Origin of the sequence: Marinomonas sp. (assembly GCF_039940335.1) — a bacterium.
GTDB lineage: Bacteria > Pseudomonadota > Gammaproteobacteria > Pseudomonadales > Marinomonadaceae > Marinomonas.
In genome coordinates, this window is sequence record NZ_JBDVGW010000005.1 from 426,901 (window position 1) to 441,152 (window position 14,252).

10 protein-coding genes are annotated in these 14,252 nt (G+C 45.4%); 4 read left to right on the top strand and 6 right to left on the bottom strand.

The annotated features are described in order from the left end of the window. Nucleotides 1-14 precede the first annotated feature (14 nt). Together ABJF92_RS04065 and ABJF92_RS04070 are read left to right on the top strand one after the other, a co-directional pair. Complete coding sequence (locus ABJF92_RS04065) at nucleotides 15-1,127, top strand: TRAP transporter substrate-binding protein (protein WP_446814563.1); 1,113 nt, start codon at nucleotides 15-17, stop codon at nucleotides 1,125-1,127. Between the two features lie 294 nt (nucleotides 1,128-1,421). Continuing rightward, nucleotides 1,422-2,534, top strand: a complete 1,113-nt coding sequence (locus ABJF92_RS04070) for a TRAP transporter substrate-binding protein (RefSeq protein WP_446814564.1) — start codon at nucleotides 1,422-1,424, stop codon at nucleotides 2,532-2,534. A gap of 66 nt (nucleotides 2,535-2,600) precedes the next feature. Here the strand turns inward: ABJF92_RS04070 and ABJF92_RS04075 are convergent, their stop codons facing one another. From ABJF92_RS04075 to ABJF92_RS04100, 6 genes are all read right to left on the bottom strand, one after another. After that, on the bottom strand, nucleotides 2,601-3,284 hold the full coding sequence (locus tag ABJF92_RS04075; RefSeq protein ID WP_446814565.1) for a 1-pyrroline-5-carboxylate dehydrogenase: 684 nt from the start codon (nucleotides 3,282-3,284) through the stop codon (nucleotides 2,601-2,603). Nucleotides 3,285-3,314: 30 nt separating this feature from the next. Then, nucleotides 3,315-6,437 carry a bifunctional proline dehydrogenase/L-glutamate gamma-semialdehyde dehydrogenase PutA gene (putA, locus tag ABJF92_RS04080; protein WP_446814566.1) on the bottom strand — a complete coding sequence of 1,041 codons (3,123 nt, stop codon included), beginning with the start codon at nucleotides 6,435-6,437 and terminating at the stop codon, nucleotides 3,315-3,317. 291 nt (nucleotides 6,438-6,728) lie between these two features. Continuing rightward, nucleotides 6,729-7,502 carry an AraC family transcriptional regulator gene (locus ABJF92_RS04085; RefSeq protein ID WP_446814567.1) on the bottom strand — a complete coding sequence of 258 codons (774 nt, stop codon included), beginning with the start codon at nucleotides 7,500-7,502 and terminating at the stop codon, nucleotides 6,729-6,731. Nucleotides 7,503-7,666: 164 nt separating this feature from the next. After that, nucleotides 7,667-8,629, bottom strand: coding sequence for an NADPH:quinone reductase (locus ABJF92_RS04090; RefSeq protein WP_446814568.1), 963 nt, complete (start codon nucleotides 8,627-8,629; stop codon nucleotides 7,667-7,669). Between the two features lie 37 nt (nucleotides 8,630-8,666). After that, nucleotides 8,667-10,055, bottom strand: a complete 1,389-nt coding sequence (locus tag ABJF92_RS04095; RefSeq protein ID WP_446814569.1) for a TRAP transporter large permease — start codon at nucleotides 10,053-10,055, stop codon at nucleotides 8,667-8,669. 2 nt (nucleotides 10,056-10,057) lie between these two features. Continuing rightward, complete coding sequence (locus ABJF92_RS04100; protein ID WP_446814570.1) at nucleotides 10,058-10,576, bottom strand: TRAP transporter small permease subunit; 519 nt, start codon at nucleotides 10,574-10,576, stop codon at nucleotides 10,058-10,060. Nucleotides 10,577-10,915: 339 nt separating this feature from the next. On the opposite strand from ABJF92_RS04100, the gene ABJF92_RS04105 reads away from it, so the two are divergent. Continuing rightward, a complete protein-coding gene (locus tag ABJF92_RS04105) occupies nucleotides 10,916-11,884 on the top strand; it encodes a PstS family phosphate ABC transporter substrate-binding protein (protein ID WP_446814571.1) in 969 nt (322 codons plus the stop codon). Between the two features lie 110 nt (nucleotides 11,885-11,994). Next, the gene (locus ABJF92_RS04110; protein WP_446814572.1) at nucleotides 11,995-14,250 is read left to right on the top strand and encodes an ABC transporter permease subunit; all 2,256 of its coding nucleotides are present in this window, start codon (nucleotides 11,995-11,997) and stop codon (nucleotides 14,248-14,250) included. The last annotated feature ends 2 nt before the right edge of the window (nucleotides 14,251-14,252 follow it).

The following is a 14,252-nucleotide window of genomic DNA, read 5'->3' on the forward strand; positions in this document are numbered from 1 at the left end:
TCATAGGAAAAATAATGCGTAAATTAGTGGTATTGGGCAAATTAGCATTGGCTGGTTTGCTGGCTTCTGTTTTGGTCGCCTGTGGCGGATCAGAAGAAACAGAACAAAAAGCCCAAGTGGTTGAGAAAGCAGAAACAATTAAGTGGAAAATGGTCACCACTTGGCCGAAAAACTTCCCAGGTTTAGGCACAGGTGCTGAGTCACTTGCTAAGCACATCAACGAAATGTCTGGCGGTCGCTTAGAAGTTAAAGTTTATGCAGCAGGTGAATTGGTTCCTGCTCTAGAAGTGTTTGATGCCGTATCTCGTGGTACTGCAGAAATGGGTCACAGTGCTTCTTACTACTGGAAGGGTAAAGTACCTGCAGCTCAGTTCTTCACAACGGTACCTTTTGGTCTAACGTCACAAGAGTTTAACTCTTGGGTTTACTACGGCGGCGGTCTAGAGCTATGGGAAGAAATCTACGCACCCTTTAACTTGATCCCAATGCCTGCAGGTAACCCAGGTGTGCAAATGGGTGGTTGGTTCAACAAAGAAATCAACTCTCTAGCAGACTTTCAAGGCTTGAAAATGCGTATGCCTGGTCTAGGTGGCGAAGTGCTGAAAAAGCTTGGTGCATCACCTATCAACATCCCTGGTGGCGAAATCTTTACCGCGCTTCAATCTGGCACTATCGATGCGACAGAGTGGGTTGGCCCATATAACGATCTAGCGTTTGGTTTGTACAAGTCGGCTAAATATTACTACTACCCAGGTTGGCATGAGCCAGGTTCTGCTGTGGAAGCTATCTTCAACAAAGATGCTTTCAATGCATTACCAAACGATCTACAAGCGATTGTTCGTGCAGCGGTTCAACAAGCTAACCTAGAAATGATCAATGAGTACACGGCGCGTAACAACGCTGCGCTACAAACGCTATTAAACGAGCATAATGTACAGCTTAAGCCTTACCCAGAAGACTTATTGATTGCTTTGAAAAAAGCCTCTGCTGAAACCTTGGAAGAAGTAGCCGCTAATGACCCAGACAGTCAACGTGTTTACAAGTCTTTCAAAGCGTTCCTAGATTCTGTTACAACTTGGCAAGATGTTTCTGATCGCGCATTTGTAAACGCTCGCTCATTGCCATAACGGTTATTGTTTTTTTAAATAAGAACAATGACTAACAAAGGCTTCCTAGTCTAAGACTAGGAAGCCTTTTTATTTGTCTAAAAAAATTAGGAAGCGGCCTATGAATTGCTCGAAAAGTGAAAATAACGCTTGAGGGAAATCTCGACACTTCATACTATCTAGACCACTTAGTGCAAAAAATGTGTACATAAGGCCAGTTTAGAGAGGTTTATCCATCAAACTAGCTAAAAATCGCCATTTGTTATCAAACTAGGTTTTATAAAAATAACCAAAATAATCTTAGAGAGGTTTTAAATGCAAACCGTAAAAACATGGAGCAAGCTGGCTTTAGTCAGTTTAACGGCAGCTACTTTAGTGGCTTGTGGTGGTTCGGAAGAAGCGAAAGAAACGGCCCAAGTAGAGAAAAAAGTAGAAGTTATAAATTGGAAAATGGTCACTACTTGGCCAAAAAACTTTCCGGGTTTGGGGACTGGTGCTGAGAATCTGGCAAAAAATATCACGGATATGTCTAATGGCCGCTTAAACATTAAAGTGTATGCGGCAGGTGAGTTAGTACCACCGTTGGAAGTATTTGATGCGGTATCCCGTGGTACGGCTGAAATTGGTCACAGTGCAGCCTATTACTGGAAGGGTAAAGCCCCAGCAGCGCAGTTTTTCACCGCGGTACCTTTTGGTTTAACCGCTCAAGAAATCAATTCATGGATTCATCACGGTGGCGGTTTAAAACTGTGGGAAGAGATCTACGAACCATTTAACTTGATCCCTATGGCCGCGGGTAACACTGGCGTACAAATGGGTGGTTGGTTCAATAAAGAAATTAACTCTCTAGAAGACTTCCAAGGCTTAAAAATGCGTATGCCTGGCCTAGGTGGCGAAGTATTGAAAAAAGTCGGTGGCACGCCTGTTAACTTGCCTGGTGGCGAAATCTTTACCGCACTTCAGTCTGGCACCATTGATGCCACTGAATGGGTTGGTCCCTACAATGATTTAGCGTTCGGTTTATACAAAGCAGCGAAGTTCTACTACTCTCCGGGCTGGCATGAGCCAGGTTCTGCGATGGAAGCTATCTTCAATAAAGACGCTTTTGAAGCTTTGCCAACGGACTTACAGCTGATTGTTCGTGCTGCGGTTCGTCAATCTAATGCTGATATGTTGGATGAGTTCACAGCGCTGAACAATGCTGCACTACAAACGCTGTTAAATGAGCATAAAGTTGAGCTAAAAACCTTCCCGAAAGATGTGTTAGCAGCACTCAAAGTCGCTGCGGATGAAACTCTAGAAGAAGTCGCAGCGGCGGACCCAATGAGCCGTAAAGTCTATGAATCTTTTAAAGACTTCCGCAGCAAAGTAAGTGCTTGGCACGAAGTGTCAGAGCGCGCTTACATCAATGCGCGTGATGAAAACTAACACTAGCATTTAGTTCCGCCATAAAAAAACCCAGCCTAGGCTGGGTTTTTTGTTTTACAGCAAGGGTTAATCGTCCATGCTACCAAGTTCTAGCAGGGTGGCGTTACCACCGATCGCTGTGGTGTTGTTAGAAATCGTGCGCTCTGTGACAAAGCGCAAAATATAGTGAGGCTTGCTAATAGTGCTTAGCGTCTCAACATCTGTTTCTTCAACCAGCTGGCAAATCAAACCGCTTTTCGCCACCAAGCGTTTATCTAGCTGCTTGGCTTGTTCCGTGTCACATAACACAGCCACGCCCGCTAGATGCTCTGCTTCGATGATGGCATCTTGGGCACTCTCTGCAATGTTTTGCACGATACCTTGCGGTAAAGATGGGCAGATTTTATCCATGATTTGCTGACCAATGAGGCCAACCGTGATCACTGGGTTGCCGGCAATCAAGGCCGCAAAAATTTGCCCAACTAAGCCTACATGCGCCACTTCTGTATCGATAAAGGACATACATAAAAACACGCCTCGACCTTGGCATGAAAGTTCGTTGCGTTCACCCGTTGGGCCAGGCATAACAAGGGTTTCAGAAATATTTTTTTGCGCATTCTGAATCTGCCATTGAGCCATTTTTTGCTGTGTTTCGGTGAGTTGTCCTAACGCCGAGATCAATTTTTGCTCACGTCCTGAAAAGCCGAGTTTATCCCAAGCTTCAAAGGATTTTTGTGCTACTTGAATTTGAACAGGCTGTACAATTGTCATTGTCTTTTCTCCTATCGATTCGCTATAAAGTTAAAGAGTCTTTTCTATAGCGAAACGCTGTAGATAATGTGGACCACCCGCTTTAGGGCCTGTGCCTGAAAGCCCCTGCCCGCCGAAAGGCTGAACGCCTACCACAGCACCAACCTGATCACGGTTAATGTACAAGTTACCAACACGAGCTCGACTCGCAATGCGTGCGCAAGTGGTTTCGTTACGACTATGGACACCCATGGTCAAACCAAAACCAGAGTTGTTGATGGTATCGATAATCTTGTCTAACTCACGAGCTTTGTAGCGCACCACGTGTAGGATCGGGCCAAATTTTTCTTCGGTTAGAAGGTCAATACTGCTGATCTCGAAAGCACTAGGCGCCACATACGTGCCTTCTGCTGCTGAGGCAGGCAGTGCCGCTTGAGCGATCAGCTTGCCTTCTACTTTCATGCGTTCAATGTGCTCTAGCAGCATGGTTTGTGCTTTTTTATCAATGACTGGGCCGACATCTGTGCTGTGTCGGTAAGGAAGGCCAACAGTTTGCTCTTGCATTGCTCCCTTAATCATCGGAATCACACGGTCTGCAATGTCTTCTTGAACAAACATGACCCGCAGCGCGGAACAACGCTGACCCGCCGAAGCGAAGGCTGAACGTACCGCATCACGAACGACTTGTTCTGGCAGTGAAGTGGAGTCAATGATCATCGCATTTTGTCCGCCAGTCTCAGCGATGACGGGCACTGGAGCCACATCACGAGCCGCTAGAGTGCGGTTGATAAGTTGCGCGGTTCCAGTTGAACCGGTGAAGGCTAAACCGGCAATACGCTTGTCACTGGTTAACGGTGCGCCAACGCTTGCTCCGTCGCCAGGCAATAGGTGCAGGACATCGCCCGGTACACCGGCTTGATGCAGCAACTCAATAGCACGGAAAGCAATTAAACTGGTTTGCTCCGCAGGTTTTGCCACTACGGTATTTCCGACCACAAGCGCCGCAACGACCTGACCTGTAAAGATGGCCAATGGGAAGTTCCATGGGCTAATACACGTAAAGACACCACGGCCTTCAAGCTGAGCTTGGCGCTGTTGGCCCATAAAGTCGGTATATTGAGTCGGTGACGCAAAGTGGCTACGCGCTTGCTGTGCATAGTAGCGACAGAAATCTACTGCTTCACGTACTTCATCAATGCTATCTTGGATGGTCTTACCCGCTTCACGGTGGCAAAGCGCCATCAATTCGGCATAGTTTTCTTCCATCAAGTCGGCCATACGATCTAGGCAATCTGCACGCTCGCTAGCAGGCTTACTTGACCATGCAGGGAATGCGGATTGAGCGAGGTCTATCGCGTTAGCGACGGTCGCCGTATCGGCCCAATCGATTTGGCCTGCTGTCTCACTATGGTTGTAGGCGCTAACCACAGATTTGGTATTGTTTGTGGTGATGTTTTGGCCGCCAACAATAGGAAAAGCACGCCACTGTGTTTCTTGACCCATAAAAGCATCAATCTGAGCTTTGAATGGCGTCCAATCTGAATCGATCTCGATATTAGGACCGAAAGAGTTTTTGCGGTCGTCGAACAGTTCATGTGGCAATTTAATATGCGGGTTCGCCAAAGACTTGCGGCGCTCTAGCGTCGTCACCGGGTGTTCTACTAGGTCTGCTACTGGGCAACGAGCGTCGATTAAACGGTGTACAAACGAGCTGTTGGCGCCGTTTTCTAACAAACGACGTACTAAGTAAGGAAGTAGGTCTTTGTGGCTACCAACAGGTGCATAAATACGTACGCAGATGTTGCTGTCTTTAATTAAACTGTTGTATAGGGCATCGCCCATGCCGTGTAGGCGTTGGAATTCGTATTCTTCTGTGCTGGCACCTAGCTGCTCGGCAATGCAGGCAATCGTCGCAATGGTGTGCGCGTTATGGCTGGCAAACTGTGGGAAAATATTACCACGTGTATGTTCACTCAATAGGAAGTTAGCACAGGCAAGGTAAGAGACATCGGTAGACTCTTTGCGAGTGTACACAGGGTAGCCAGTAATGCCGCGTTGTTGGCAAAGTTTGATTTCAGAGTCCCAGTAAGCACCTTTCACAAGGCGCACAGGGATACGATCGCCTTGTTCTTTGGCCAAGGCTGCTAGCCAAGTTAAAACGGGCAGGGCGCGCTTAGAATAAGCCTGAACGACAAGACCGAATAACCCCCAGCCTTGTACGGCTTCGTCACGGTAAAGTTTTTCAAATAGATGTAAAGAAAGTTCTAGGCGATCTGCTTCTTCGGCATCAATGGTAATACCGACATCCAGTGCACGAGCCTTGCTTACTAACCCTTTAACACTGTCGAAAAGCTCGCTCATAACACGTTCTTCACAGCCGACTTCATAGCGTGGGTGTAAGGCTGATAATTTAATCGAGATGGTAGGGCGGTAGCCTTTGCTATAGGTATCTTTACCGACAGATTCAACGGCTTTCTCATAGGAACGTAGGTATTTATCAGCATCAGCAGCGGTTAATGCGGCTTCTCCTAACATATCAAAAGAGTAGGTATAGCCTTTATCACGATAACCTTTGCCACGAGAGAGCGCTTCTTTGATATCTCGACCTAAGACAAATTGATGTCCCATGATCTTCATCGCTTGGTTCATGGCTTTACGAATCACAGGCTCAGATACGCGGTTTACCAAACGATTAACCAGATTAGCAGGGGTGCCATCGTGTTTTTCATCCATAGTGACTATCTTGCCTGTTAGCAATAAGCCCCAAGTGGACGCATTGACGAAGAATGAGTCAGAGTTTTTCGCATGGGATGCCCAGTTGGCAACGCTTAGACGGTCTTTAATAAAAGCATCGGCGGTTTCTTTATCTGGCACGCGCATCAAGGCTTCGGCCAAACACATCAACAAAATACCTTCTTTGGTATCTAGGCTGTATTCAAGCAGTAAAGCATCGATCATCGACATGCTGTCGTCGTCTTTGCGTACTTTCTCAATTAACTGGGTTGCTGCTTGGGTGCAGTTAGCCAATTCGCCGTCCGTTGGTTTTGCTAATGGTAAGAGTTCCTTTAACCATTGCTCTTCATCTGCTTTATAAAGAGGGGAAATGAGCTGCCATAATTCATTGAGTGGCCGCTGAATGAAGTTAGGTTGTAATACCTCAATCGCTTTAAACATGGTGGAACTCTCCTATCACCAAGCCAACTGGCTTATATTTAGACCGTAAATTTTTATAGAGCACTCAACATTTTGGTGAAAGCATTAATTATGCCTGATCGCCAAAATGTCATTTGATTTATGGGCACACTTTAGTGATAAAGGATAGAAACTGTCTTTCTAAAAAGTCGGTTTTTTTTATAAGAAAGTCTGATTATTTGCGAAAAACTGACGGCTAAATCGTTTGTGCTCAAGGGCGGTTCGTAAAAACGCGCTACGCCCCATTATGGGGAGCACACAGAGGATTGAGAGTTAATATTTTGGGTGCTGTTTTTGATAGCGAAGAGGGGTTATGCCTAGGGTTTGTGTAAAGAGATTTGTCATCGCGCTTTGGCTCGAAAAACCACACATTTCGGCCACCTGAATGGGAGGGAAGCCATCGCTTAATAGACTTTGTGCCCGCTCAATACGTTTACGGATTAGATACTGATGTGGGGTAATGCCGGTACGCTCTTTAAAACGCTCGTGAAATTGGCTCACACTCAAAAAGCAGAAGTTTGCCAACTGGTCGATATGGACACGACGAGACAGATTGAGCTCAATAAACTGATCTAGCTTATCAATATCCAACTGATTACCGCGTAGACGCACTTCCTTATTGTCGATCTGATGACGAATGGAACTTAACAGGGTATTACCACAAGCGCGCGCCAACATAGGGTCATCTGGGTATTGCTCTAATTCACCAGACAGCGCTGAGGCAAGGATTTGTAGCCGTGGATTAAGCTGAAAATAAGCCGCATGATCGAATAACCGAGAGACAATTTCATACTCTTGATCGGTAATACTTTTTTGCGGAGGAATCGGCAGGTTAACGACCATGATGCGATTGTCTCCAAGACCGGCAAAAGCATGGCCATCCGAAGAAGGCACAATACAACCTTCACCGGTATGCAGCTGTTTGCTGTTGCCTTGAATGTCGAAGTCCGTATGACCGTCTAATACGACTACCAGCTGGTGGTAATCATGATCATGGGTATCGGCTTCGTCAGGCAGGCTGAGAATATCGGAATCAGACTCTGTCAAAATGAACCTACAGGAAAAATTTAACTCAGTAAGGTGATTTTATATCAGCTTGAGTAAAAAATGGACAGGTATTCTACTTACGATAGAAGAGGAACAGCTCACAAAATTCACTAAGAAGGGCTTAAGGTTGAAAGTGAGGGCATGGCCCTCATTTTCAAATGTGGTTACTCGCTTACTTTAATGACTAAGTTGCCTAGCGCACCAGATTTAAGAACATCTTCGTGGGCTTGGCCTAATTCCGTCAAAGCATAGCTGTGACGAACCACTGGTTTGAGCACGCCCTTTTCAAACAATGGCAGTAACGCTTTGGCAATACGAGCCAGTTCATTTGGCTGAGCATTAGCAAGAGCAACACCTACCACAGAGGCATCACGCGCCATTAAGTCTCTTGGGTTAATCTCCACCGTACCACGGTTACCAATTACCGCCACACAGCCACCAAACGCTAAGGCTTTTAAGTCTTGGTCTAGGTTGTGGTTAGCCAACATTTCGATGATCACATCAAAACCTGTATCCAAGCTTTGGAAAGGCTCTAAGTGAGCTGTATCGTTGTGCATGATGATGGTTTCAACGCCTTGCTCACGTAATAGCGCAACACCCGCTTCAGTACCTGAACTGGCGACGACATCCATGCCGGCGGCAAGAGCGAGTTGCACGGTTGCTAAGCCAACGGCACCGGTGGCACCATGTACTAACACTTTATCGCCCGCTTTGGCGTTCGCGCGGCCAAATAAAGCTCGATGTGCTGTGGTGTAAGGCACGCCTAAACAAGCACCTTCTTCGTAGGACAAGGCATCAGCAAGAGGAAAGGTGTGTGTCGTGTTACACACGGCAAATTCAGCACTAGAACCTGTTAAGTTGCGGCTAAAGTAAACGCGTTGACCTACTTTGAATTGGGTTACTTGCTCACCCACTTCCACAATGATGCCTGAACCATCGTTGCCAGGCGTATGGGGGAAGTTCGCTTTGTAGTTATTCACCCCAGAGCGAATATAGGTATCAACAGGATTAACACCTGCCGCACCAACCTTTACTAAAAGTTGGTCAGGGCCAAAACTTGGAGTATCCGTTTCGACTAAAGCTAGATCACTGGCTGGGCCATAAGCTTGAATTTGCATTGCTTTCATTACGTCATCCTTTTTATATTTCTTAATAGGCTATGCGTTAGTTGGCATACACTTGTTCTGGTAACCAAGTCGCAAGTTGAGGCCATAGGGCTAACATCAATAATACAAACACTTGGATCAGGATAAAAGGCAGCACCCCTTTGTAAATTTGCTGGGTGGTGACTTCTGGTGGCGCAACGCCACGAAGATAAAACAGAGCAAAGCCAAATGGTGGTGTTAAGAAAGACGTCTGTAAGTTGATTGCCATCATAATACCTAACCAAATTGGGTCTAAACCCATAGCTAACAATACTGGCGCCACAATTGGCACCACCACAAAGGTGATTTCGATAAAGTCGAGAATGAAGCCTAAGAAGAACATTAGCAACATGACAACGATCATCGCACCCACGACACCGCCTGGTAATTGTGAGAAGAAGTCGTGAATCAATTCTTCACCGCCAAAACCACGGAATACCAAGGAAAAAAGCGAGGCACCGATGAGGATCATGAACACCATACAGGTGACTTTTGTCGTGGAGTAAACACTGTCTTTTAGAGTGTCAGCATTTAACTTACCACTAAAGACAGCCAGTAAAGCCGCACCTAGCGCTCCGACGCCCGCCGCTTCTGTTGGCGTTGCAATACCGGACAGAATCGAACCTAGAACCGCAAATATAAGAATGAGAGGTGGTAGCAAGCCTTTAATTAACTGTAGCGCTAAAGGCTCATTAGAATTTGCCCGCAATTCGTCACGCGGTACCGCTGGTGCTTTATGGGGCTGAAGCCAAGCAATCACCATTACATAGGCGATGTACAAAGACACTAAAAGTAAGCCCGGAATCAAAGCGCCTACAAAAAGGTCTCCTACGGAAACTGTTTTAGGGGAGAAAATCCCCATTTCCAACTGGGCTTTTTGGAAAGCATTGGACATGACATCCCCAAGCAACACCAAGGCAATCGACGGTGGAATGATTTGCCCTAACGTACCTGTGGCACAAATAGTACCCGTCGCAAGAGATGGATCATAACCGCGACGTAACATGGTCGGCAAAGAGATCATGCCCATGGTCACTACGGTCGCCCCAACAATACCTGTGCTGGCAGCCATGAGCATACCAACAAGAATAACCGAAACGCCTAAACCGCCTCGCATGGTGCCAAACAGCATCGCCATGGAGTCGAGTAACTTTTCTGCCAGTTTAGATTTTTCTAACAGAACTCCCATTAATACGAACAGAGGAACAGCTAATAGTGTTTCGTTACGGACAATACCGAATAAACGGTTCGGCAGAGCTTCTAGAAAGACGCTGTCGAAAGTACCGAAAAGAGAACCAACAGCAGCAAAAATAAGGGCGGTGCCACCTAGGGAAAACGCAACAGGGTACCCAAAAAGTAAACAGACGCAAACGGCGGCGAAGAGCCATAGAGGAAGAAATTCAACCATGATTAAGTCCTTTTATTCGTGCTAGCTGCCTTAATGACACCCAAGTTTTTAATAATATCTGCCAGCCCTTGAATAATGAGGCTGACCATCATAATAGGGATCAATGTTTTCAAAAGATAAATAAAAGGTAGGCCACCAGGCTCTTGCGAGGTTTCTAGTACACGCCAAGAAGCTTCTACATAATCAATGCTTAGATAGGTTGTGTAAGCCGTGAAAGGCAGTAGCAAGAAAAGCCCACCAATGACATTGACCCAGGCTTTTTTGGTCGATGAGAACTCACGGTAGAAAACATCTACGCGCACATGTTCGTCATCCTTAAAGGTATACGCAGCACCGAGCATGAAAACCATCGCATGTAAGTAAAGTGCAGACTCTTGCAAAGCAATGGAGCCAAAGTTGAAGCCATAACGCAGCACAACCACCAAGCAAGTAATTAACATCATGGCGAGCGTTAACCAAGCCACCAGTTTACCTGTGTAGGTAGAGATAGCATTAGCCGCACAGACGAATTTATTAAACATTACATTTCCCATTATTTATTTATCGATAGCAGCAAAAAAATCGAGGCGTCAGTTTATGGGATAACGCTACGCTTGGGAATATCAGAGGCTTTGGATGAAGCGAAAAAGCGCCATTTTATTGTTGTTAGCAACCAAATGCGCCATTAAGAGGCATAAAACGGCTTTATAAGCCTTCCATACCTTATCTAAAAAAGGTGAGATGAGCCGAAATGCCATATTCCTGTGAAATATTTCATTCTTTAACATAACTGTCACATTCAACTTTTATAGTAATCCTCATTGAACGAGCTATGGGTGTTTTCCCATAAATATTTGACGATAACCATTGAGGTTTATGAAATGAAAAAACTAGTTGCAGGTCTGGCGATGACAGCCGCAGTAAGCGTTTCTGTTAACGCTGTTGCAGATGTTGATTCAAACTTAATGTCTTACACTAAGGCAAGCGGTGTTTCTGGAAATATCTCTAGCGTAGGTTCTGATACTCTAGCTAACTTGATGACACTATGGGCAGAAGACTTCAAGCGTCTTTACCCTAACGTGAACATTCAAATTCAAGCGGCCGGCTCTTCTACTGCGCCACCAGCACTTACTGAAGGTACTTCTAACTTCGGTCCTATGTCTCGCACTATGAAAGACAAAGAAATTGCGGCTTTCGAAAAGAAATTCGGCTACAAGCCAACAGCTGTTCCTGTTGCTATCGACGCTCTAGCAGTATTCGTACATAAAGATAACCCAATCAAAGGTTTGTCTCTTCCTGAAGTCGATGCAATTTTCTCTTCTACTCGTAAAGGTGGACACAGCGAAGATATCACTAACTGGGGTAAAGCTGGCTTGACGGGTGCTTGGGCTAACCGTGACGTTCAACTGTTCGGTCGTAACTCAGTTTCTGGTACTTACGGTTACTTTAAGTCTAACGCGCTATTCAAAGGTGATTTCAAAAACAGTGTAAACGAGCAACCTGGTTCTGCTTCTGTTGTTCAATCTGTTTCTACTTCTCTTAACGGTATCGGTTACTCTGGTATCGGTTACAAAACATCTTCAGTACGTGCTTTACCACTAGCGAAGAAAGAAGGTAATGCATTCGTTGAGGCAACGCCAGGCAATGCAGCAACGGGTAAATACCCACTGTCTCGCTTCCTTTACGTTTATGTAAACAAAGCTCCTAATAAGCCTCTAGCGCCACTACAGCGTGAATTTGTAAAAATGGTTCTATCTAAAATGGGCCAAGAAGTTGTAGTGAAAGACGGTTACGTACCTCTACCGGCTAAAGTTGCTGATAAATACCTTAAAGCTCTAGGTATTAACTAAGTTAGCTTAGCGAATTGAATGAGATACTTAAGGCAGGACAGCGATAAGCTCTCCTGCTTTTCTCTTCTCCTTCGATGTAACAAAAACGTCACAAAAAAAGATGAAATCGGATGACTACACCAACTGACCATCAGATGCCTGAGTTGGATTTTAATACGCCAGCTTTAAAGCGTCACCGTAAGCTTCGAGCCCTGAAAGACCGCATGACCGGTATGGGCATCGCTATTGGGGGCTGCAGTGTTATTCTCGCAGTACTTCTTATCTGTTTTTACTTACTTTATGAAGTTGCACCTCTTTTTATGGGGGCTTCTATTGAAGCTAAGGCAAGCTATTCGCTGCCTGCAGAAGAGCAAGGTGAAAGCCTTTATCTCACGGCTGAAGAACAATCTGAAATAGGCATGCGTGTTACGACTAATGGCAGTATTATTTTCTTCTCTATTGCCGATGGTAAGGTTTTAAATACAGTCGCTAATCCGCGTCAGCAAGCTATTACGAGTTTTACAGTTGAGTCAGATACAAGTCGTTTACTCGCCTTTGGTTATGAAGACGGTAAAGTTGTCATTGCTCAACATAACTATCGTATTTCTTACCCTGATGGCGTACGTCAAATCTTGCCAGTCGTAGAATATCCTTACGGTGAAGAAGCTATTTCTGTCGCTGATTTTGCGATTAAAGAGTTAGCTGTTCGTGATGCCGAAGATGGATTAACCATTGCAGCCTTAGGTGATACACAAAATGCTGTTTTGCGAGTCACAAGAGATGTTAACTTCATCACTGAAGAAGTTGAACTAACAGAGCAGCGTGAGTCTATTCCGTTCATTGATGATGTGGTGAGTGTACTGGTTAGTGGTGATCAGCGTTATTTGTATATTGCGACATCAAAAGGTGAGCTGAGCGAATTCGATCTTCGCGACTTTGATAATGTGTCGCTAAAAGACAACATTAGTTTATTCAAGGAACCAGCTAACCTTGTTTCAATGACCTATTTGTTAGGTAAGTCATCCTTAATGATTGCCGATTCCTCCGGTCGTGTCAGCCAGTGGTTTAATGTTCGCGCAGAAGGTAATGAAGAAAAATTAACGTTCATTCGAGACATCAAGCAACCAACGGCCATTGATAACATTGCGATGGAGCAACGTCGCAAAGGCTTTGCGACATTAGATGATCGTGGTGTAGTAGCGATCTACAATGCCACTTCTACTCGTCAAGTGATTGATGAAAAATTAAGTGATAGCAGTGCGCGTATGATCAGCTTCACACCGCGTGCGAATGGATTACTGTTAGAAGATGGTAAGGGCCTTCACTTTTATTACGTGGATAACGAGCACCCAGAAGTATCGTGGTCTTCACTATGGGGACAAGTTTGGTACGAAGGCTATCAAGAGCCAACGTATACGTGGCAATCATCCGCAGCAAACAACGATTTTGAGCCTAAGTACAGCTTGATGCCGTTGGCATTTGGTACGCTAAAAGCCGCTTTCTATGCCATGTTAATGGCTGTTCCTTTGGCTATTTGTGGTGCGATTTACACAGCTTACTTCATGGCACCAGCCTTGCGCCGTAAGATTAAGCCTGTGATCGAGCTGATGGAAGCATTGCCAACGGTTATTCTTGGTTTTCTAGCAGGTTTGTTTTTTGCTCCTTTCTTGGAAGAAAACCTAGCCGCTACTTTCAGCATATTGTTCATCTTGCCATTGGGGATTTTATTATTCGCCTACCTATGGTCACGCCTTCCATTGAAGTTACGTTGGTTGGTTCCTGAAGGTTGGCAGCCATTGGTCCTTATTCCTGTCATTATTTTCTTAGCTTGGGGCTGCCTTGTTTTGAGTCCATTCATTGAATTGAACTTCTTTGGTGGCAACATTCGTGGCTGGATTACTCATGATTTAGGTATTACTTTCGACCAACGTAACGCCCTAGTTGTTGGCTTTGCGATGGGTTTCGCGGTGATTCCGACCATCTTCTCTATTACAGAAGATGCCATATTCAGTGTGCCGAAAGCCCTTACGCAAGGCTCTCTAGCCTTAGGTGCAACCTACTGGCAGACCATGACTCGCGTTGTTTTACCAACCGCGAGCCCAGGTATTTTCTCTGCCGTAATGATAGGTATGGGGCGTGCGGTAGGTGAAACCATGATCGTACTGATGGCTACGGGTAATACGCCCATTATGGACTTCAATATCTTTGAAGGTATGCGTACCTTGGCGGCTAACTTGGCCGTGGAAGTGCCAGAATCTGAAGTGGGTAGCTCCCATTATCGTATTCTTTTCTTGGCAGCGTTTGTGTTGTTTGTATTCACCTTTGTGGTCAACACTATCGCTGAGACTGTGCGTCAGCACCTACGCAAAAAATACGGGTCCTTGTAATG